This is a genomic window from Antarctobacter sp., assembly GCF_965277915.1.
GTDB lineage: Bacteria > Pseudomonadota > Alphaproteobacteria > Rhodobacterales > Rhodobacteraceae > Antarctobacter.
In genome coordinates, this window is sequence record NZ_OZ255849.1 from 3,704,516 (window position 1) to 3,726,265 (window position 21,750).

The 21,750-nt window shown below is 65.5% G+C and carries 18 protein-coding genes; 13 read left to right on the forward strand and 5 right to left on the reverse strand.

Annotated features, from left to right (window positions below; genetic code table 11):
* Positions 1–138 precede the first annotated feature (138 nt).
* The 6 genes from ACQY5B_RS19025 (at position 139) to ACQY5B_RS19050 (ending at position 7,985) form a co-directional block, all read left to right on the forward strand.
* The gene (locus ACQY5B_RS19025) at positions 139–954 is read left to right on the forward strand and encodes an ABC transporter substrate-binding protein (RefSeq protein WP_420327929.1); all 816 of its coding nucleotides are present in this window, start codon (positions 139–141) and stop codon (positions 952–954) included.
* A 96-nt stretch (positions 955–1,050) separates the two neighbouring features.
* On the forward strand, positions 1,051–1,863 hold the full coding sequence (locus tag ACQY5B_RS19030; RefSeq protein ID WP_420327928.1) for an amino acid ABC transporter permease: 813 nt from the start codon (positions 1,051–1,053) through the stop codon (positions 1,861–1,863).
* Positions 1,863–2,591, forward strand: coding sequence for an amino acid ABC transporter ATP-binding protein (locus ACQY5B_RS19035; RefSeq protein WP_420327927.1), 729 nt, complete (start codon positions 1,863–1,865; stop codon positions 2,589–2,591). Before ACQY5B_RS19030 ends, ACQY5B_RS19035 begins: the two co-directional genes overlap by 1 nt.
* 172 nt (positions 2,592–2,763) lie before the next feature.
* Positions 2,764–4,626 carry an SH3 domain-containing protein gene (locus ACQY5B_RS19040; protein ID WP_420327926.1) on the forward strand — a complete coding sequence of 621 codons (1,863 nt, stop codon included), beginning with the start codon at positions 2,764–2,766 and terminating at the stop codon, positions 4,624–4,626.
* A gap of 43 nt (positions 4,627–4,669) precedes the next feature.
* On the forward strand, positions 4,670–7,174 hold the full coding sequence (locus tag ACQY5B_RS19045; protein ID WP_305971424.1) for a DUF4384 domain-containing protein: 2,505 nt from the start codon (positions 4,670–4,672) through the stop codon (positions 7,172–7,174).
* Between the two features lie 13 nt (positions 7,175–7,187).
* Entirely contained in the window at positions 7,188–7,985 is a 798-nt protein-coding gene (locus ACQY5B_RS19050) for an OmpA family protein (protein ID WP_420327925.1), read from the forward strand.
* 225 nt (positions 7,986–8,210) lie between these two features.
* On the opposite strand, the gene ACQY5B_RS19055 is transcribed toward ACQY5B_RS19050, so the two are convergent.
* A complete protein-coding gene (locus ACQY5B_RS19055) occupies positions 8,211–9,335 on the reverse strand; it encodes a Gfo/Idh/MocA family protein (protein WP_420327924.1) in 1,125 nt (374 codons plus the stop codon).
* A 134-nt stretch (positions 9,336–9,469) separates the two neighbouring features.
* Between ACQY5B_RS19055 and ACQY5B_RS19060 the strand changes: the two genes are divergently transcribed.
* The 7 genes from ACQY5B_RS19060 to iolB all read left to right on the forward strand — a co-directional run bounded on the left by ACQY5B_RS19060 (position 9,470) and on the right by iolB (position 17,758).
* Positions 9,470–10,501 (forward strand): LacI family DNA-binding transcriptional regulator, encoded by a 1,032-nt coding sequence (locus tag ACQY5B_RS19060; protein ID WP_305971427.1) that lies wholly within the window; start codon positions 9,470–9,472, stop codon positions 10,499–10,501.
* Positions 10,502–10,864: 363 nt separating this feature from the next.
* Positions 10,865–12,763, forward strand: coding sequence for a bifunctional 5-dehydro-2-deoxygluconokinase/5-dehydro-2-deoxyphosphogluconate aldolase (locus ACQY5B_RS19065; protein ID WP_420327923.1), 1,899 nt, complete (start codon positions 10,865–10,867; stop codon positions 12,761–12,763).
* Positions 12,764–12,766: 3 nt separating this feature from the next.
* Complete coding sequence (gene iolD / locus ACQY5B_RS19070) at positions 12,767–14,587, forward strand: 3D-(3,5/4)-trihydroxycyclohexane-1,2-dione acylhydrolase (decyclizing) (RefSeq protein WP_420327922.1); 1,821 nt, start codon at positions 12,767–12,769, stop codon at positions 14,585–14,587.
* A gap of 45 nt (positions 14,588–14,632) precedes the next feature.
* Entirely contained in the window at positions 14,633–15,532 is a 900-nt protein-coding gene (gene iolE / locus ACQY5B_RS19075; protein WP_420327921.1) for a myo-inosose-2 dehydratase, read from the forward strand.
* 3 nt (positions 15,533–15,535) lie between these two features.
* Positions 15,536–15,754 (forward strand): hypothetical protein, encoded by a 219-nt coding sequence (locus tag ACQY5B_RS19080; RefSeq protein WP_305971431.1) that lies wholly within the window; start codon positions 15,536–15,538, stop codon positions 15,752–15,754.
* A complete protein-coding gene (locus tag ACQY5B_RS19085) occupies positions 15,751–16,917 on the forward strand; it encodes a phytanoyl-CoA dioxygenase family protein (protein WP_420327920.1) in 1,167 nt (388 codons plus the stop codon). Before ACQY5B_RS19080 ends, ACQY5B_RS19085 begins: the two co-directional genes overlap by 4 nt.
* A gap of 16 nt (positions 16,918–16,933) precedes the next feature.
* Positions 16,934–17,758, forward strand: a complete 825-nt coding sequence (gene iolB / locus ACQY5B_RS19090; RefSeq protein ID WP_420327919.1) for a 5-deoxy-glucuronate isomerase — start codon at positions 16,934–16,936, stop codon at positions 17,756–17,758.
* A gap of 129 nt (positions 17,759–17,887) precedes the next feature.
* Here the strand turns inward: iolB and ACQY5B_RS19095 are convergent, their stop codons facing one another.
* Genes ACQY5B_RS19095 through nudC form a run of 4 tightly spaced genes read right to left on the reverse strand, consistent with a single transcriptional unit; the run spans position 17,888 to position 21,627 of the window.
* Entirely contained in the window at positions 17,888–19,288 is a 1,401-nt protein-coding gene (locus ACQY5B_RS19095; RefSeq protein WP_420327918.1) for an FAD-binding oxidoreductase, read from the reverse strand.
* Positions 19,285–20,079 (reverse strand): DUF4198 domain-containing protein, encoded by a 795-nt coding sequence (locus ACQY5B_RS19100; protein ID WP_420327917.1) that lies wholly within the window; start codon positions 20,077–20,079, stop codon positions 19,285–19,287. Before ACQY5B_RS19100 ends, ACQY5B_RS19095 begins: the two co-directional genes overlap by 4 nt.
* 60 nt (positions 20,080–20,139) lie before the next feature.
* Positions 20,140–20,601 carry an SRPBCC family protein gene (locus tag ACQY5B_RS19105; RefSeq protein ID WP_420327916.1) on the reverse strand — a complete coding sequence of 154 codons (462 nt, stop codon included), beginning with the start codon at positions 20,599–20,601 and terminating at the stop codon, positions 20,140–20,142.
* Positions 20,602–20,661: 60 nt separating this feature from the next.
* Positions 20,662–21,627 (reverse strand): NAD(+) diphosphatase, encoded by a 966-nt coding sequence (nudC, locus tag ACQY5B_RS19110; protein ID WP_420327915.1) that lies wholly within the window; start codon positions 21,625–21,627, stop codon positions 20,662–20,664.
* Between the last annotated feature and the right edge of the window lie 123 nt (positions 21,628–21,750).

The following is a 21,750-nucleotide window of genomic DNA, read 5'->3' on the forward strand; positions in this document are numbered from 1 at the left end:
GACAGGCGCAGCGTCAGCGGACAGCAGGCATCTACCGCTTGCATGTCATCCGCACACAGGCCAATGACACCGGCAAATTGACAAGCGGCGCGGGGGCGGCAACTCTGCCACCAGCCAAAACCGACAGGGGGATTTCCGATGAAACTCATGACATTCACCGCGCTGGCCTGCGGCCTTGCGGGTGCCGCGCTGGCCCAGGACGACTGTGCCGCCGGCAAGACCCTGACAGACGGCGTGCTGACCATCGCGACCGGCAATCCCGCCTATTACCCCTGGGTGTTGGATGACGCCCCCGAAAGCGGCAAGGGTTTCGAGGCGGCGGTGGCCTATGCGCTGGCCGAAGAAATGGGATTTGCCGCCGACCAGGTCACCTGGGTGCGCACGTCCTTTGACCAGTCGATCCAGCCCGGCGCCAAGAATTTCGACGTCAACCTGCAACAGTTCTCGATCACCGATGAACGCGAGAAGGTCGTCGATTTCTCTGATCCCTACTACAGTTCCGCGATGGCGGTCCTGACCACGCAATCCGTGGTCGATGGCGGGGCGCAACCGACCGTGGCAAGCCTGAAAACCTTGCTTTGGGGGGCTGATGCCAACACCACCGCCGTACCGATGCTGATGGATCTGATCGGCCCGGACAAGCAGCCGATGCTTTACGACGACAACGTCGACGTCACCGCCGCCATGCAGGCTGGCCAGATCGACGCCGCGCTCTTTGACCTGCCGACCGCGCTTTATCTCTCTGCCGTGGTGGTGGAAAACGGCACGATCCTCGGCCAGTTCCCGCCGGAACGCAGCGACAACCCGGACCAGTTCGGCCTGTTGATGGAAGAAGGCAGCCCGCTCAAGACCTGCGTCAACGAGGCCCTGGCCGCGCTGAAGGACAGCGGCAAGCTGGCCGAGATCGAGGCGGAGTGGCTGCAGGACGCCACCGGCGTTCCGGTCATCGAGTAATCGCCGAACGCCCCCCGGCGTGTTTGGCTTTCCAAGTACCTTGGGGGAGCGGGGCAGAGCCCTCTGCCCCGCTCCCCTTTGCCTGACGGACAATTGATGCCCACCCGCAGACAGATCTTCGAGACCCGCCAGCGCAGACGCGCAAACCTGATCGCCGCCGGTTCGACCCTGGCGGTTGTCCTGGCCATCGTCCTCCTGGTGCCGCTCGCGCCCGGCTGGGACCGCGTCCAGCGCAGCTTTTTCAACGGTGAGGTCTTTGCCAAGACCTTTCCGGGCCTGCTCGAGGCCTTCCTGCTGGACATCGCAATCTTTGCCTGGTGCGCCCCTTTGATCGCGGCACTCGGTCTGGCGGTGGCCATTGCGCGTGACCTGCGTACGCCCGCGCTCTACCCGGTGAAACTGGCGGCAATCCTTTACACGGACATCTTTCGCGGGTTGCCGGTGATCCTGGTCATCTACCTGATCGGCTTCGGCATTCCCGGGCTTGGCCTGCCGCGCCCGTGGAATTCACCGTATATCTGGGGGTCGCTGGCACTGATCCTCGTCTATGCTGCCTATGTCGCAGAGGTCATCCGTTCGGGCATCGAGTCGATCCACGAGAGCCAGCGCGCGGCGGCGCTGTCGCTGGGCCTGTCCCCGTCTGACAGCATGCGGTTCGTGATCCTGCCGCAGGCGATCCGCCGCGTGGTGCCCGCCAACATGAACCTTTTCATCGCGCTGCAAAAGGACGTGGCGCTGCTCAGCTTCATCGGCCCGGTCGAAATCTTCCGACAGGCGGGCGTCTACAAATCGCTGCTGGCGAATTTCACGCCCTACGTCGGCGCCGCGCTGATTTTCTTGGCGATCACGATCCCCGCGACCCGCTATGCCGACCACCTCATGAACCGCCAGCGCAAGGCCCGCAGCTGATGCCGACACTGTCCCTGAAAAACGTCCGCAAGAGCTTTGGCGGCAACGACGTCCTGCGTGGCATCGACCTGGACATCACCACGGGTCAGATGATCTGCCTGATCGGCGCATCCGGGTCCGGCAAGTCCACGCTGCTGCGCTGTCTGAACCTGCTGGAACCGATCGACGACGGCACCATCACGCTCGACGGCACGGATATTTCCGAGCCCGGCTTCAACCCGCAGCCGGTGCGCCAGCGCATCGGCATGGTCTTCCAGAGCTACAACCTGTTCCCCCACATGACGGCGATGGACAACGCCATGCTGGCACCGCGCCGGATCCACGGCCTCGGCCGGGCCGAACTGGAACCGCGAATAGCCGAGCTTTTCACCCGTTTCGGCCTGGGCGAACGGATGCAGCACTATCCCGACCAGTTGTCCGGCGGGCAGCAACAGCGGGTCGCCATCGTGCGGGCACTGGCCATGCGGCCAGAAATCATGCTGTTCGACGAAATCACATCGGCGCTGGACCCCGAACTGGTGGGCGAGGTGCTGGACGTTCTGCGGCAGCTCAGGACAGAAGGCATGACGATGGTCCTTGCCACGCACGAGATGGGTTTTGCGCGAGAATTGGCGGACACGGTCTGCTTTCTCGACCAGGGCCGCATTCTCGAATCCGGCCCGCCCTCACAGGTCTTCGGTGCGCCGCAAGAGGCCCGCACGCGGGCCTTCCTGTCCCGCGTCTTGTAGGCCTCGGGCACGCCGACCCCGTCTGCGCCCTCTCAAATGCCCGAATTTGCCCGACTTTTTGCAGGGTCGGGTTTTCCTTCGTTGACGCAACGGCCCCTTCTGAACAAACTGAAATCATCTTGTTGATGAACCTTTTTTTTGAAGGACTGATACCGTGCGTACCGCCGCTGCATTGTCCACACTGATCACCGCGCTGGGGCTGGCTGCCTTTGCGCCCGTTCAGACCCGGGCGCAGGAGTTCGTCGGCTTCGACCGGACGAGCTTTGGCAGTGTCGTTCTGCGCCGCAACCAGGCGGCTGGCGGTGGCAGTGACATCAACTTCGAACTGGCGGTCGGCGCTTACAACAACGAGCCGATCCTGAACTACTCGCCCAACAGCGTTTTTTCCAAGATGGGGCTGGCCGTGGGCCGCCTGGACATCCTGACGGATACCGGCGTCTATCCCTGCACCGCCTTCATCGTGGACGACAAGCACATCCTGACCAATCACCACTGCGTGCCCGGCATCCTCGACAATGAACGCGCCGGCGCCACGCGGATCGACTCGATCCTCTTCGTGGCCGGCTACCGCCAGCCAGGCGTCGACGAAGGCACCCGGCGCTATACCGTCGTGCCGACGCCGGTCGAGACCTCCAAGGATCTCGATTACGCCGTGCTCGAGGTGATCGGTGATCCCTCGGCCGATTACGGCACGCTGGACCTGGCCGCCGTCACCCCGCAGGACAACGATCCCTACTGGGTCATCGGCCACCCGATGGGTGAGGCCCAACGCATCAGCCGCGAGAAATGCCGCGCCAATTCGCCAGCCCTGTCGAACCGCCAGTTGCTGCACACCTGCGACACGCTGCCGGGCAACTCAGGCTCGCCGGTGATCGACGCCTCTCTGCAAAAGGTTGTCGGCCTGCACCATGCGGGGTCGAACCGCGACGCGGTCAACTATGCCATACCGATGGCCGATATCCTGGCCCAGTCACAGGTGCTCAAGGCTGCCGTCGTGCCCGGTGCCCCCGATCCGGTCACGCCGCCGGCACCGGCGCCCAGCGACGAAGACAGCAGCCGACCTCTGCCCCCGGAAGAAGTCGCGCCAGAGCTCGCACTTTGCGACGCGCTCTACGCCGAGGCCAAGGAATTCGGCGAATGCTTTGCCTACGAGGCCTACCTGCAGGTCTGCGGCGACCATAATTATTCGATCCTGGCCAAGTCCTTCGTCGCGCGTCAGTGCACCGTTGCCGACACGCCCAAGGAGCCGGTGCCCCCGGTGGTCGATACCCGTCCCGACGAGCCGCTGCTGTGGTGGTGCACCTCGCCCAACCTCAACACCACCGAACGCACGATCTGCGGCGACCGCTATCTTGCCGGCCTCGACGAGGAAATGGAGCGCGCCTACAAGAATCCCGCTCGCCCGGTGAGCGCCTCGGACCAGCAGACCTGGCGCATCAACACCCGCGACCGCTGTGGCGCAGACACCGACTGCATCTCGCGCGTGGTGATCGACCGGATAACCTACCTCAAGACGCCGGAAAAGGTGGTGACACCGCCGCCCAGCCGCACCTTCCCGATGTATGTCACCGGGACCGACAACCTGAACGTTCGCTCCGGACCGGGCACGCAATACGGCGTCATCAACCGGATCGACTTTGGCGACAAGGTGACCGTGCTGGACCGGAACGGCGGCTGGAGCAACGTGCGCCTTTCCAACGGTCAGGACGGCTGGGTCTCGAACCGCTACCTCGCCTCGGACAAGCCGCGCCAGCGTCCGGTAACGCAATGCACCGCCACGGTGGTGAACCTGAACCACTACAACAGCCGGACCCGCCGCGACGGCAGCGGCTTCCTGAACATCCGGACACAAGCCAGTACCCGCGGCCGGATCATCTCCGAGACTTATCTTGGCGACACTCTCAGAGTGCTGAACCACAGCGGCAACTGGGCCCAGGTCCGCTGCCTGTCGGGACAGTGCCGCAATCCCCATCGGGGCAGTGGCGGAGTGACCGGCTGGGCCTCGAAGAAGTACCTCTCGATCCGGTGCCAATAGTTCGAATTTCACCCCAATCCCTCTTTGAACAGGAGAAGATGTTATGCAACCCAACGACCTGATGAAGGTGAGCGTCATCGCCCTGACCGCTGCCTTCGCCCTGCCCGCTTCGGCGCAGGATCAGACCAAGCTGATCGATCCTGAAGACGTCGATTACGCCCTGCCGGCGGACGCGACCGCCCAGGAAAAGGCCGCATACGCGGTCCTGGACAAATACTGTGCCGACTGCCACCAGCAGGGCGCACTTGGCGACGGGCTGACCACGCCGAAGGCGGGCTTCGGCCACGTCCTCGACCTGCGCCGCCTGTCCAACGACCCCAAGTTCGTGGCCGTGGGCGAACCGTCCAAGTCCAAGCTGTACCAGGTTATCACCGGCGGCGCGCCGGCGATGCCGGACAACTGCTGGGACCCCAGCTGCGTGCCGAACGAGGCCGAGCTGCAACAGCTTCAGGACTGGATCGTCGCGCTGGGTGACCTGGCCCCCGAGCCGCGCACCTACATTTCGCTGGCCGAGATGTATGCGATGGCTCATGCCGACATGCAGAGCCTGCCGACCAACCGTCGCGACCGCGTCCGCTATATCTCGATGCGGCCGATGTGGAACGACCCGGATGTCACAGACGAAAACTACACCGCCTACCTGGCGGCAACCGTCAAGCTGCTGAACGCGCTGAGCTGGAACCCCAACGTCTACAAGTTCGAAAAGGTCGACGATCACGGCATTCTGCTGCGCGTCTTCCTGCCCGATCTCGACTGGACGCACGAAACCTGGGGCTACCTCGAAGCCAAGTATCCCTACGGCATGGAAAGCGACACCGATCCCTACCTGGGTTCGCTGCAGCACCTGGCCGGAACCAAGATCCCGGTCATCCGCGCCGATTGGTTCGCCGCGACCGCGTCGGTCTCGCCCCTGTACTATGACATGCTGGGCCTGCCGGACACCGTGGCCGGGCTGGAAAAGCTGCTGAACCTCGACATGAAGAAGAACATCCTGAACGAGCAGGTCGTCCGCGCCGGCTTCCAGGACTCGGGCGTGTCGACACACAACCGCCTGATCGAACGGCACCCGATGGGCACCGGTTTCTTCTGGACCTCCTATGACTTTGCCGGATCGGCCAAGCGCCAGAGCTTCTTCGAGTTCCCGCTGGGTCCGACAGAGGCCTACGGCCCTGATCTTGCCTTCCTGCATGACGGCGGCGAGTCGATCTTCACCCTGCCCAACGGCTTTCACGCCTACTACCTCAACACCGCCGAAGGTGATCGTCTGAACGTCGGCCCGACCTCGATCGTGCGCGACACCGATTATCCCGACGGCACCGGCGAGGTGGTCAACGGCATCTCGTGCATTTCGTGCCACTCCAAGGGCATGCGGTTCAACGACGACACCGTGCGTGACGTCGCCCTGAACAACCTGTCCCTGTCGGCCTCGGCGCGTCAGACCATCGACGCGATCTATCCGGGCAAGGACGTGGTGAACGAGTATTTCCAACGTGACATGGAGGCCTTCCTGGCCACCCTGGAGAGCGCCGGGATCGAACCGGACACCAAGGCCGCTGGACTGGAACCGGTGCGCGGCCTCTTTGTCTATCACGTCGACTACTTCATCGACTTCGACCAGGCGGCCAACGAACTGGGCCTGACCTCGGATGCGCTGCGCAGCCGCATGGCCTTTGCCGGACACGAGATGGCCAGCTTGCTGACCCGTCTCGACACCTCGCCGATCGCGCGGGATGAATGGACGGCGGCCTACCCGGTCCTGCTTGAGAAACTGACGGACTACTACCCGTACAAGACCGACCATGTCGTGACGGCGGACCTGTCCTACTCGGTCAAGCAGGTGGTCAAGGACACCGACTACGAGCCGCCGGCCAAGAAGGTGAAGGTGGTCAAGGACGATGGCTATGTCGACACCAAGGTCGTCAAGAAGGACGCCGACTACACGCCCACGGACAAGGACTACGTCGTGACCGGCAAGGAACCGATCAAGACGCATGACGACGCCAAGAAGTACGGCGCCGATTATGACCCGGTCCAGCATTCCGCCGCGGCCCAGAGCCACCTGACCGTCTACACGGACAAGCCCACCTACAAGGTCGGAGACGAGTTGAAGGTCTTCATCGAACCGCGCCACGACTGCCGTCTGACGCTGATCTCGATCGACGACGACCACGACAGCTGCGTGCTGTACCCCTTCCCGGGCCTCGATGACATCGTCATCCCGGGCGGCACCCAGTACGTCTTCCCGCCGAAGGGCGCGCTGCGCACCTCGGAACCCGGGCTCGAGACCATCCTGGCGATCTGCAACGGTGGCGACGCGGCCATCAAGAAGGCGACCCGCGATACCTCCAAGGTGTCCTGCGCAGCCGGTCACAAGACCGTCTCCAAGGATCACTACGAAGGCATCGTCAAGGAGACCCTTGTTCTTGACCTCGACACAGGCGCCAAGGACAAGAAACACACCGCCAGCGGCGTCGACTACCGCGCCGTTTCCAAACACAACCCGGACGTGACCAAGGCCCAGATCTCGGTCGTGGTCCGCGAATACTGAGGAGATGAGAGCGATGCGAAAGCTTTTCCTGAGCGTCGCTCTCTGCCTTGGCCTGCCCCCTGCGGCAGGCCTTGCGCAGCAGGGCGAGATCTTCATCCAGGGTGACGACCCGATCATGTCGTTCAAACCCGAACCGCAAAGCGCGATGGCGCGGTGCCTTCTGAACTCGAACGCCGGCAATTGTGCCGGTGTCGAAATCGACCCGGACGGAATCGCGCTGGAAAGCGCGGGACCCGGCGTGGAGTTCGAAACGCTGGTGCTGGACCTCGACAACAAGAAAGTCACTGTCAGCAAGGCTCCCCCGCCGACCCCGACCTACACCGACACGGCGAAACCCAAGCCGCAGGAACCCGTGACGGCACGCTACGACGAGCCGAAGCCGCTGGACTATGACGCGCCCGCGCCGCCCAAGACGGGCAAGGTTGTCATCCCGTCGGTCGCGATCACGATCGAGTTCGATTACGACAGCGACAATGTGCGGGCCGACCAGAGCGGCAAGATCGACACGTTGATCGCCGCGTTGAGCGATCCGGCGCTGAAAGGCACCTCCTACGCGGTCGTGGGGCATACCGATGCCGTCGGTTCGGCTGGGTACAATTGCGACCTCAGCCTGCGCCGCGCGGCCTCGGTCACGCGGATCCTCGAAGGGGCCTATGTCGGCGTGCCGCTCTACCCGGTCGGCTGGGGAGAGCACGTTCTCAAGAACGAGGCCTATCCGGATGCACCGGAGAACCGCCGCGTCACCTTCCTGCGCCTGCCCAACACGCCGGGCGCGGTGTTGCAGACCGCGACAAAGGTCTGCGAGTACTGAAAATCAGCGCCTCGCCCGTAGCCGGGCGGGGCGCATGATGTCCCCCGCAGGCCGCAGGGCGCACGGTCTGCCCCTTGCCTGCCCCGGAACGCCCAGTCGCAGAAGATCAAAGGCTACCTTGGCGGAACCTGCGACCACGTCGCCCACCGGGCGCACCACCTCGACGACAGCCAGATCGACCTGCCGGAAATCGCCACGGAACCCCCGAGCGTCTGAACCCGGCCCCTAGAGGGTCACCCGGGCACAGCCCTGCCGGGCACTGTCTGCGATGGCGTGGATGACACGCTCGAAGGTCAGCGCGTCCTGCATCGACGGATAGGCCTGCCCGCCGTCGCGGATGGCCGCCAGCAGGTCCCCTGCCTCGATTGTCTTGAGGTCACCAAAGCCCAACTGGTGCCCTGGGGCCGGGACGAAGGCCCCGAACGGCGGATGCTCTGGCCCGGTCAGGATCGTGCGGAACCCTTGTTCCGCCTTCGGGCCCTCGTTCAGGTAGACCTGCAATTCGTTCATCTGTTCCTGCGCAAAACAGATCATGCCCTTGGTGCCGTGGATCTCCCAGTCAAGCTTGTTCTTGCGCCCCCAGGCTGACCGCGAACTGGAAATCGACCCGTGCGCGCCATTGGCAAAGCGCAAGAGCGCCGTCGCCGTATCCTCGTTTTCGACCGCGGCCCGGCCCGACCCGTCGGGCAAGGGCCGCGTTTCGTGGATGATCTGCGTATCGGCCACGAGGCTCTCGATCGGTCCGGCAAGCCCCACGACCATCGACACCAGGTGACAGCCAAGGTCGCCCAGCGTGCCAAGGCCCGCATCCTGCAGCCGAGCTCGCCAGGTCCAGGGCAGGTGGGGATCGGCCTGGTAGTCCTCATCCACCCAGCCGCGCACATGCACGACACGTCCGATGCGCCCCTCGTCGATCAGCTTTTTCGCGTGCAGAAAGGCCGGATTCCGTATGTAGTTGTAGCCCACCATCGTGACGGTCCCGGCCTCTTGCGCCGCCCGGGCCATTTCTTCGGCCTCGGCCAGGGTCAGCGCCATCGGCTTTTCGCACCAGACATGCTTTCCCGCCCGCAGCGCGGCGCAGGCCATCTCATGATGCAGGTTGTTGGGTGTGGTGATCGAGACCACGTCGACCGCCGGATCGGTGACAAGCGCGCGCCAATCGCCTGTCGCACGGGCAAAACCGAACTGGTCGGCCATCCCCGCTGCGCGGTCATCGGGCGTATCACAAAGCATCTCCAGCCGCACTTCGGGCAGGTCGCGTCCAAGAACCGCCCGCGCGGCGCCCCAGGCCAACGCATGGGTTTTTCCCATGAAGCCCGTCCCGATCAGCCCGATCCCCAGTCCTGCCATCTTGCCCTCCCGCTTCGTGCATCAGACCTAGCCGCGTGACCCGATTCTTCCTAGCCGTATTGCAAGCGGGGGATTGGATTTCTTTCAAAAACCCTCATGATGCGTGCGCAACTCATCAACCTTCGGGACATGACATGGCCAAACGTCCGACCATCACCGATCTGGCCCGCGAGGCGGGGGTCAGCGTCGCCACCGTGGACCGCGTGTTGAACGGGCGCGCCAAGGTGCGTGAGGAAACCGCAAGGCGCGTCTACGAGGCCGCCCAGCGAATCGGCTACCATGCCGCTGCATTGATCGGGCAACGGATGTTCGCGGACCTGCCGGAGGTGCGGTTCGGCTTTGTCTTTCCCAAGGCGCGGCAGCCGTTCTGGCAGAATGTCGCCCGCGAGATGGAGGCGGCGGTGGCGCGGGCCCCGGGCATTCGCGGCTCGATCGCGGTGGAGTTCTCACCGTCGCAAAGCCCGGGTGACATCGCGGGCCTGCTGACCGGGCTGGCGGACCGTTGTGATGCGCTGGCGGCCTCGGCGGTCAACCACGTCCAGATCACCGATACCGTCGCCCAGCTGCAGGCGCAGGGGGTGCCTTGTTTTGCCATGCTCAACGATTTCGCGCAGGGCGTGCGACATGGTTACATCGGCCTGAACAACATGAAGGCCGGGCGCATCGCCGCCCACATGATGTTCCGCACGGTCGCCAACCCCGGCAAGCTGGCGGTCTTTGTCGGCGGTTATCGCTGGCATGGGCACGAGCTGCGCGAGACAGGTTTCAGGAGCTATTTCAGGGAGTTCGCCCCCGAGTTCCGGATCCTCGACACGATGGTCAACCTGGAGACACGGCAACTGACCTACGAAACCACGCTTGAGCTTTTGCAGCGTCATCCGGATCTCAAGGGACTTTATTGTTCAGGCGGCGGCATGGAGGGCGCGATTGCGGCCTTGCGCGAGGCGCGCGCGCCGGGGCAGGTGACGCTGATCCTGCACGAGTTGATCCCCGAGTCGCGCGCGGCTCTGGCGGATCGTTACGCGGAAATGTCGATTGCGACGCCCCTGGAACAGCTGTGCAATGACACCGTGGCATTGATGATTTCCGCCGTGCAGCAACAGGAAAGCGCCACCCCCGGACAGCATTTCATGCGCCCCGATCTCTACCTGCCGGAGTCGGTCTGACCGCGCCGGACGGGTCGGCGGTGCTTGTACGTTTTGTACAAAACGTACGGCGTTTTCTGAATTTTGTACAAAACCCGCAGACCCTTGGACTCCCCCCGTCAGCGCGCGCTGCCACCGCGCAGCCGAGACGTCCAGACGCGCCGGGACCCCAGGATCAGGACGGGCCGCCCGGCCACGGCTGATACGTTTTACATCATATGGAAGAAAACCATCCCGACAGCCCCATCACGGTCCATCATGAATGAGAGGTTCCGGGAGGCCAGGAATTGACCGGGGGCCCCGTCCGGCTCAGGTTGACGCAAGGACGCGGCGCGCTGAGGAGAGCGTCGCGGATGCTTCGATGATCCGGAAAGGCAGATTGGCATGGGCAAGACCCTGGATGTGATCACCATTGGCCGGTCCTCTGTGGACCTCTATGGCGCGCAGATCGGTGGGCGGCTCGAGGACATGGCGAGCTTCAACAAGTACCTCGGCGGCTCGCCCACGAATATCGCCGCCGGGACCGCGAGGCTGGGGCTGAAATCGGCACTGATCACCCGTGTCGGGGATGAGCACATGGGCCGTTTCATCACCGAGGAGCTGAAAAAGGAGGGAGTCGACACACGCGGTGTCGTCACCGACCCGGAACGCCTGACCGCGCTGGTGCTGCTGGGCATCCGCGACCAGGAACAGTTCCCGCTGATCTTCTACCGCGACAACTGCGCCGACATGGCGCTGTGCGAGGACGACATCGACGAGGGGTTCATCACGCAGGCACGGTCGGTTGTCGCCACGGGCACGCACCTCAGCCATCCGCGCACCGAGGCGGCGGTGCTCAAGGCGCTGAGGATCGCGCGCGAGAACGGGATGCAGACGGCGCTGGACATCGACTATCGCCCGAACCTCTGGGGGCTGTCCGGGCATGGTGACGGCGAAAACCGGTTCATCGCCTCGGACGCGGTCACGGCCAAGCTGCAAAGCACGCTGCATCTGTTCGACCTGATCGTCGGCACCGAGGAGGAATTCCATATCGCCGGCGGCACCACGGACACGATCCAGGCGCTGCGCAATGTCCGCAAGGTCTCGGGCGCGACACTGGTCTGCAAGCGCGGCCCGATGGGCGCCGTCGCCTTTACCGGAGAGATCGCGGACACGCTGGACGACGGCCAGAGCGGTCCCGGCTTTCCCATCGAGGTCTTCAACGTGCTGGGCGCCGGCGACGGTTTCATGTCCGGCCTGCTGAAAGGCTGGCTGACCGACCAGGACTGGCCCACCTCCCTGACCTATGCCAACGCCTGCGGCGCCTTCGCCGTCTCGCGCCACGGCTGCACCCCCGCTTATCCGTCATGGGCCGAGCTGGAGTTCTTCCTGCAGCGCGGCGTCAAGGAAAAGGCGCTGCGCAACGACGACGTGCTGGAGCAGGTGCACTGGGCCACCAACCGCAAGGGCAACTGGTCGACCATGCGGGTCTTTGCCTTTGACCACCGGATGCAACTGGAAGAGCTGGACGGCGCCACCCCGGAAAAGATCGGCGCCTTCAAGACGCTTTGCCTGAAGGCCTGCGCACAGGTGGCTGGTGGGCGACCCGGCTACGGGCTGCTCTGTGACAGCCGCCTGGGGCGCGACGCGCTTTACCAGGCTGCCGGAACCGGCCTGTGGATCGGACGGCCGGTGGAGTGGCCGGGCTCTCGTCCACTGAGACTGGAACCGGAGATCGGCCCGGACTTTGGCGGGCTGAACGAATGGCCGCTGGAACATGTGGTCAAGGTGCTGTGTTTCTACCACCCCGACGATACGCCCGAGATGCGCGCCGATCACGAGGCGACCGTGACGCGCCTGTTCCACGCCGCGCGGCGCAACCGGCTGGAATTCCTGCTGGAGGTGATCCCGTCCAAGGCCGGGCCGGTCGATGAGGATACCACGGCGAATGTGATCCGGCGGTTCTACGAACTGGGGGTCTATCCCGACTGGTGGAAGCTGGAACCGATGACATCGGATGCCGCCTGGCAAAAGACCGTGCAGGCAATCGAGGAGAACGATCCCAACACCCGTGGTATCGTGGTGCTGGGCCTGGGGGCCGAAGAGGCGGCGCTGAAGCAAAGTTTCGAGGTCGCGGCACGTTTCCCCCTGGTCAAGGGCTTTGCCGTGGGCCGCACGATCTTTGCCGATGCGGCGCAGGCCTGGATGACGGGCGCCATGACCGACGCGGAAGCGGTGGCGCAAATGAAGGACAATTTCGCACGCCTCTGCGGCTACTGGGATGCCGCACGCGGGGAGGACTGAACCATGACGACGATCCGACTGACCGCCGCGCAGGCGATGGTGCGCTATCTTTCGGCGCAGATGAACGAGGATGGAGAGAGGTTCCTGGCGGGCTGCTGGGGCATCTTCGGCCACGGCAACGTCGCCGGGCTGGGCGAGGCGCTGTACCAGGCGCAGGAAGAGCTGCCCACCTTTCGCGGTCACAACGAACAGACGATGGCGCATAGCGCGATTGCCTTTGCCAAGCAGAGCGGGCGGCAACGGGCGATGATGGTGACCTCATCGATCGGGCCGGGGGCGACCAACATGGTCACCGCCGCCGCGCTGGCGCATGTGAACCGCCTGCCGGTGCTGCTGGTGCCCGGTGACGTCTTTGCCAACCGCAGGCCGGACCCGGTGCTGCAACAGATCGAGGATTTCGAGGACGGCACCGTCTCTGCCAATGACTGTTTCCGCCCCGTCTCGCGCTATTTCGACAGGATCACCCGGCCCGAACAGCTGCTGACCGCCCTGCCCCGCGCGATGGCCACCTTGACGGACCCGGCGCAATGCGGGCCGGTCACGCTGGCCTTTTGCCAGGACGTGCAGGCCGAGGCCTACGACTATCCGGCCAGCTTCTTTGAGCCGCACGTCTGGTATCGCCGCCGCATCCGCCCCGATCACCACGAGCTGCACCGCGTGGTGGAAAAGATCCGCGCCGCCAAGCGCCCGGTGATCGTCGCCGGGGGCGGTGTGCACTACGCGGATGCCTGCGACGACCTGCAGGGCTTTGCCGAGGCGCACAACATCCCCGTGGTCGAGACGCAGGCAGGCAAGTCGGCACTGGCCTGGGATCACCCGCTGAACCTTGGCCCTGTGGGCGTGACCGGCGCGTCGTCGGCCAATGCGGTCTGCGGCGAGGCGGATCTTGTGCTGGGCGTGGGCACCCGGTTTCAGGATTTCACCACCGGGTCCTGGACGGTGTTCAAGAACCCGGCCGCCACGTTGGTGAGCCTGAACGTCAACGCCTATGACGCGGTCAAACACGGCGCGCTGCCCCTGCAGTCGGACGCGAAGACCGGGCTGACCGAACTGGCGCTGGAGCTGACCTCGTACCGGGCCGAGGATGTCCCGGCGCAGCTGAAACAGGACTGGTTCGCCGCGGTCGATCCGCTGACCGATGCGCCCGCCGACGGCAACCAGCTGCCCACCGACCAGCAGGTGATCGGCGCGGTGCAACGTGCCAGCGGGCCGGACACGGTGGTGATGTGCGCCGCCGGCACCATGCCGGGCGAATTGCACAAGCTGTGGAAGGCCCCGCGCCCGGGCGCCTATCACATGGAATACGGCTTTTCCTGCATGGGCTACGAGATCGCCGGCGCCATGGGCATCAAGATGGCCCAGCCGGGGCGCGACGTCGTCTGCATGCTGGGCGACGGCAGCTACATGATGGCCAACTCCGAGCTGGCGACAGCGGTCGCGATGGGGATCAAGATCACGCTCGTGATCACCGACAACCGCGGCTTTGGCTGTATCAACCGGTTGCAGATGGGCACCGGCGGGGCCGAGTTCAACAATCTCCTCGACCACTCCAGCGCGGCGCAGAGCAACATCGATTTCGCCGCCCATGCCGCCAGCATGGGGGCTGCGGCCATCCACGTCCAGACCATCGCCGAACTGGAAGAGGCGATGAAACGCGCCGCCGATGCCGCAGGCCCCTTTGTCGTGGTGATCGACACGGACCCCTACCCCAGCACGCCGCACGGCGGTCACTGGTGGGACGTGGCCGTGCCCGAGGTCTCGCCCCGCGAGGAGGTGACCGAGGCCCGCAAGGGCTATGAGGCCCAGCTCAAGGAACGCATCTGACAGGACCGGCCCGCACGGCCCCTGCCCCAAAGGAAAGACACGCCAATGATCCGCTACGGCACCAACCCCATCGCCTGGGCCAACGACGACGACCAGACGCTGGGCGCCCATATCCCGACCGACCAGATCCTGTCACAGGCCGCCTCGATCGGCTTTGAGGGGATCGAGGGCGGCCACCGTTGGCCCGCCGATCCGCAGGCGCTCAAGGACCTGCTGGGCAGCCACGGGCTTGTCCTGCCATCGGCCTGGTATTCGCTCGAGCTTTGCGCCCGTTCCGTCGAGGACGAGAAGACGGCGATCCAGCCGCACCTGGACATGCTGAAGACCAACGGCTGTTCGGTCTGCATCGCTGCCGAATGTTCCAACACGGTGCACGGCTCGAAGGAGACACCCGTGTCGCAGCGCCCCCGGCTCTCTGCGGACGAGATGGCCAGCTATGGCGCCAAGCTGGAGGAGATCGCGCAGTTCTGCGCCGACCAGGGGCTGACGCTGGTCTATCACCACCACATGGGCACCATCATCGAAAGCCCCGAGGACATCGACGGGCTGATGGCCGCCACCGGCCCCGCGACGCACCTGCTGTTCGACACCGGACATTGCCATTTCGGCGGCGGAGACCCGGCAGAGGTTCTGGCCCGCCACGCCCCCCGCGTGCGCCATTTCCACGCCAAGAACGTGCGTCAGGACATCATGAACCAGGTCCGGGGCGAGGACCTGACATTTCTCGAAGGCGTGCGCAGGGGTGTTTTCACCGTGCCCGGCGATTCAGAGGGCGCGATCGACTTTGCCCCCTGCCTGCAGATCCTGGCCGACACGGGATACGAGGGCTGGCTGGTGATCGAGGCCGAACAGGACCCCGATCTGCGTGATCCGATGAAATACCAGACCCTTGGCCTGACCACGCTGCGGGAGACAGCGCGCGCCACCGGGCTGGACAGGGGCTGACCCATGTTCGACGTCCAGCATCCCTTCTTCATCCCGCTCTGGCGCCGCATCTTTGTGGTGGCCGCCTGCCTGGGCTGGGCGTTGCTGGAACTCAGCTGGGGCAACCCCGGCTGGTCGATCCTTTTCGGCGCCATCGGGGTCTATTGCGCGCACCAGTTCTTTGTCGCCTTCGACGCCGAGGCGATCCGGAAGAAGTACACCGACGAAGGAGGATCGTCATGAAAGACACGGCTTATTTCGACGTCACGTCCTGTGACCTTGCTGAATTTGCCCGGCTGACCGGACAGAGCCTCTCTGCCGCGGACCTTCGATTTGCCTCGGCGGTGGAAAAGAACGTGCCGGTCTATGACGTGGCCTCGCTGCAGGCGACGCTGGGCGATCCCGCCCAGCGCGCCGAGTTGCTGGCCGAATGGGGCTTTGTCCTGGGCCGGTCCGCCGGCGTCCTGGCGCTGAAAGGCGCCTATGCGGACACTGCCCCCGTCGACGCGGCCACCGCCGTCTTCAACCGGATCATCGCCCGCGAGAGCGAGGCCGGACTGGGCGCGGGCGACCATTTCGCCAAGGCCGGGTCGAACGCCCGCATCTGGAATTCGCTGCAGAAACATTGTCTCGAAGATCCCGAGGGCTTTGCGCTCTACTATGGCAACCCGGCGATCGCGGCGGTCTGCGAGGCCTGGCTTGGGCCTTTCTACCAGATGACCGCGCAGGTGAACCTCGTGCGCCCCGGCGGGCAGGCCCAATCGGCGCACCGCGACTATCACCTTGGCTTTCAGACCGCCGAGGTGGCCGCGCGATTCCCGGCCCATGTGCATGACCTTTCGGCGGTGATGACCCTGCAGGGCGCCGTGGCCCATTGCGACATGCCCATCGAAAGCGGCCCGACGAAACTGCTGCCCTTCTCGCAATTGTTCCGCCCCGGCTACATGGCCTACCGGCGCGAGGATTTCCGAGAGTTTTTCGAGGAGAACCATATCCAGTTGCCCTTGGCCAAGGGCGACGCGGTTTTCTTCAATCCGGCCCTGTTTCATGCGGCGGGCGAGAACCGCAGTTCCGACATCGAACGCATGGCAAACCTGCTGCAGGTGTCCTCGGCGTTTGGCCGTGCGATGGAGACGGTGGACCGGACGGCCATGAGCCGCACGCTTTACCCCGCGATCCAGACGTTGCGCGCCGCCGGGCGCCTGGGGGACGAAGCGCTGGCCGCCGCCGTGGGCGCCGCCGCCGAGGGCTACTCCTTTCCCACCAACCTCGACAGCGACCCGCCGCTGGGCGGCCTGGCCCCGGAAACCCAGAGCGCCCTGTTCCACCGGGCCCTGTCCGAAGACCTTTCTCCCGCGGAATTCGCGCAGGCGCTTGCAGAGCAGGACGCGCGCCGCCAACCCTGATCCAAGGAAGACCAGCATGACCCAACTGCTCCGCAAACCCGCCGGGACAACCGGCAAGGTCCATCAGATCACCGTGGACAATGCCCGCACGTCGGAAAGCCCCGACTGGGGCTATGTCGGCTTTGACCTCTGGCGGCTGCATGCCGACCAGCGTGCCGAAGGCCAGACCGGCGAGCGGGAGGTGATCCTCGTGCTGGTCGAGGGCAAGGCGCACATCAGCGGCGGCGGCCGGGATTTCGGCGAAATGGGCGAACGCATGAATGTCTTTGACCGCATCGCACCACACGCGGTCTACCTGCCCGCCGGAGCGGACTGGACCGCGACGGCCACCACGGAGTGCACCCTGGCGGTCTGCTCGGCCCCGGCGATCGCCGACTACCCCGCCGCCCGGATCGGTCCCGAGGGCATCGACCTGGTGGACCGCGGCAAGGGCACCAACACGCGCCACATCCACCCCATCGCGATGGAGGAACGCGACGTTGCCTCCTCGCTGCTGGTGACAGAGGTCTACACGCCTTCGGGACACTGGTCGTCCTATCCGCCGCACCGTCACGACGAGGACAATTTCCCCGAGATGACCTACCTCGAAGAGACCTACTACCACCGGCTGAACCCGGCGCAGGGCTACGGGCACCAACGGGTCTTTACCGAGGACGGGTCGCTGGATGTCACCATGTCGGTCAGTGACCATGACGTGGTGCTGGTGCCCAAGGGCCACCACCCCTGCGGCGCGCCCTACGGCTACGAGATGTATTACCTGAACGTCATGGCCGGCCCGATGCGCAAGTGGCGCTTCCGGAACCACCCCGATCACGACTGGATCGCCCAGCGCGACGCCTGAGGCCCGCGCTGCTGGCTTCTTCTCTGCAAAAATACTCCGGGGGTCAGAGGGGGCAGCGCCCCCTCGTCCGACATCGGTGACAGAGCTGGTCTTGGGCAAGGGCACCGGGCGGCGCCCGTCACCCGGTGCTCAGGGCAGCAGCTTGCCCGGGTTCAATATCCCCTTCGGATCAAGCGCCTGCTTGATCGCCCGCATCACATCCAGCGCCACGGAATCCTTGCGCCGCGCCATCGAGGGACGCTTGGCCAGGCCGATGCCGTGTTCGGCGGAAAACGATCCGCCGAGCCCCAGCACCACGTCCTCGACCGCCTGCATCACCGCGTCCTTCCGGCCCGCGTCGCCGATCCAGACCGGGTAGTGCACGTTGCCGTCGCCCAGGTGAGAGACGACGACGGGCTGCGCGTCGGGGTCGATGTCCGCCAGCCGCGCGCCCGCCTGTTCAAGGAAGGTCTCGACCTTGTCCAACGGCACCGAGACGTCGTTGTTGACCAGCGGCACATGCGACAGCGAGACCTCGGCCGCCGCCTCGCGCAGGGCCCACATGGCCTCGCGCTGGGCGTCGCTTTGGGCGACCGCGGCATCCAGCACGGCCCCCTCTTCCAGCATGTCGCCCAGCACCTCTTCGAGGTAGGCCGCGATCGGCACCTGCCCGTCAGGCTCCGGCTCGGCGTCGCGCGGGGCGGTGGCACCCAGTTCGACAAGGATGGTCACGTCGTAATCACCGTCGAGGACCGGCCGGGCCTCGGGGTGCATCCGCGCGTATTGTTGGACATAGAAACGCGACATGAACTCGAAGGCCTCGACCGCGCCGCCGGTCACGTCCCTGAGCCGGTTCAGCACCTCCAGCGCACCCGACAGCGTTTCCGTTGCCACCATCGCGGTGGCAAAGGCACGCGGCTGCGGCACCAGTTTCAGCACCGCGCGCGTGATCACCCCCAGCGTGCCCTCCGATCCGATCAGCAGGTGACGCAGATCGTAGCCGGTGTTGTTCTTGTGCAGTTCCGACATCAGGTCCACGACCCGGCCATCGGCCAGCACCGCCTCCAGCCCCAGCACCAAGTCACGGGTGTTGCCATAGCGCAGGACGTTGGAGCCGCCCGCGTTGGTGGCGAGAATGCCGCCAATCCGGGCGGAGCCCTTGGCGCCGAAGGTCATCGGGAAGCTCAAGCCTTGCGCCGCGGCGGCGGCGTGGAGGTCGCTGAGGATCACGCCCGCCTCGACCACCGCCAGCCGGGCGGGCGCCCGGATTTCCTCGATCCGGGCCATCCGGTCGAGCGAGAGCATCACCGCCCCTTCGCCCGAAGTGCCGCCAGCAAGACCGGTGTGCCCGGAGACCGGCACCACCGGGACCCGTTCCGCATGGGCCGCGCGCAGCACGGCGGACACCTCGGCGGTGGATCGCGGCCGCGCCACGCAGAGCGGCGTCCAACTGTATTGCCCGGTCCAGTCCCGCGACCAGGCGGCCATGTCCTCACCGGTCAGGAGGCCGGGTTCGTCCAGCGCGGCGCGCAGCTGTTGGACAAGGCTCATTGCGGAACCTCGAAGGTCAGCGAAGCCCAGAGGCTTTCCCAGGCCGGATCGGAGTCTTTCTCGATCTCCAGTTCCCGCATGACCACGGCGTCGACCAGGTAGAAATGCCCCGGTTTCACCTCGAGCCGTGCGCGCCCCTCTTGGTCGGTACGATAAAGGCGGATCGTCACCTCGCCCTGAGGGTCGCGTTCGAACAGTTCCACCTGCACCTCCACGCGCGGTTCGCCCTGGTAGAGCACGCGCACCGGAAAGCCGTTCGACAGGTCGTCAGTATAGGGGTTCGCCTCGGCCACGATCTCGGTCACAAGGCCCACTTCGCGGTCGGCGCCCGCGCCATCGCCCAGCGCCACAAGGCTCTTGGCGTGGCGGGAATAGCGTTCGCGCACGCGATCCTGCCCAAGTCCGCGGTCCAGATGACGGTCCAGCGCCCAGGCGAAATCCTTGTGCTCGACGAAGGTGACGAATTTTTCCCACTCGGTATAGGTCAGGCTGTAGTCGCGGGTGACATGCACGATGGTCGCCAGCCCCGTGCCCTCGGGCACCATGTTCAGCGCCGGCTTGTCACCCAGCCGTCCTTCGACGGGTTCGACCCCTTCGGAGGTGACGAGGTCGAACCGGGTGAAGTTGCGGGGGTTGTAGCTGTAGGTCGCCCCCTTCAGCTCGGTCCCGACGAGGGTCTGCGCCAGCACCGGCGCCCCGTCGGGGATCATGAAACCCTCGGGCTCGATCCAGAATTCATGAGCCGAGAGCGGCCCGGCCAGCAGGGCTAGGACCCAGGTCAATCGCAACATTCGGCGCTCCTTCATGCCTTTTGCGGCAATCTAGCGCCCTGTCTCCTCAGCGCAACGGGATCAGGCCGCGCCGCGCAGCCGGGTTTCCATTTCCCCGGCCAGCTCGGCCACCCGCTTGCGGAACCGCTTGTCCATGCCGCCCCGGGCCAGTTTCATCGACTGCAGGAACAGCCGGGCCGACAGCGTGCGCGCCGCCATCACGGTGGAGACATTGATCCGCGAGCGCGCGGGCGACAGCGCCACGACATCCAGCGTCAGCGTAATGTCCAGCCCGCCCGACACGGTGTCAAAGACCATCCGCTCTGGCGGCTGATAATCGGTCAGGGTGATCGCGGCTTCGCGCCGCTTGCCGCGAAACCTGAATGCCACGTCCCAGGCCATGCCCGCGCCCGGGCCCTCCCCGGTCCGGGTCACCTCCAGGCCGCGGCGCATCGCCTGGCGCTCGATGCTGTCGAAATCCGCCATCATGGCAAAGACCCGGTCCTGCGGGGCCTCGATATCTTCGCGTGCCGTGAGTTCCATCCGCCTGCTTTCGCCTCATCTTGTCCGGCTTGTTTCCGGGACCCTACCGCAACCCGCGTCTCAGTCCAGCCTATCCGCCATCCAGTTAAGCAACATGAAATGCGCGATGGCGCCCTTTCGCGCGGGCAGCAACCCCTCGCGCAGGCCCGCCGCCGCCTCGGCCACCTCTTCGCGCGTGACCCAGATCGCGTCTTCCAGTTCGGCCGGGTCCACCGTGATCTCGTCGCTTTGGGCCTCGCCGTGACAGCCGAACATCAGCGAGGCGGGAAAGGCCCAGGGCTGGCTGGCCAGGTAGCGGACCGGGCCGACGCGGATGCCCGCCTCTTCCCAGGTCTCGCGCCGCACGGCGGCCTCGATCGTCTCGCCCGGTTCGACGAAACCGGCAAGGCAGGAATACATCCCCTCGGGCCAACCCGGCGAGCGGCCCAGCAGGCAGCGGTTGCCCCGGGTGATCAGCATGATCACCACCGGGTCGGTGCGCGGGAAATGCTGCCCGCCGCAGGCCGGGCAGATGCGGGTCCAGCCGGCCTGGTGCATCTCGGATTCGGCGCCGCAACGCGAGCAGAACCGGTGACTGCCGTGCCAGCCGTGCACCGCCTTGGCCGTCGCCGCCAGTTCCGCGTCGCGGGGCGTCAGCCGGGTCATGATGCGGCGCAGCTCGGCAAAGCGGGCTTCCGGGCAACTTGGGTGGCTGTATTCGCTGGGGTCGAGAAAGCTGGCCTGCGCCTCGGCGTCGAAATCCGGCGGCGTCCAGCCCGAGATGTCGTGCGAAAAGACCGCTGCGCCCTCTTCGCGGCCCAGCAGGATCGGCGGGCCGCCTGCCTCCGCCAGGATCGGGTGATCCAGTGGCAGGCGCACGGCCTCCATCATGCCTTCGCCCGCCACCAGCGGCTTGCCGCGCCAGATCGGGATCGTACGCGCCCGCGCGTCCTGCATGGCGGCGGCCAATGCGCCGATGTCGCCCCGGATCTCGGCTGCGCGATCCAGCCCCGATCCCCCGAATGTCACCTCTTCCGCGTGCCGCATCCTGCCCCCTTTGCCTGCGACCGCACATTTGCCCGCCGGGGACCGGGATGCAAACCCAAAGCCCGCGCGATTTCCCCAAGGTCAACCCGCCACGACACGCGGGAATCGTGTTAGCGTCACACC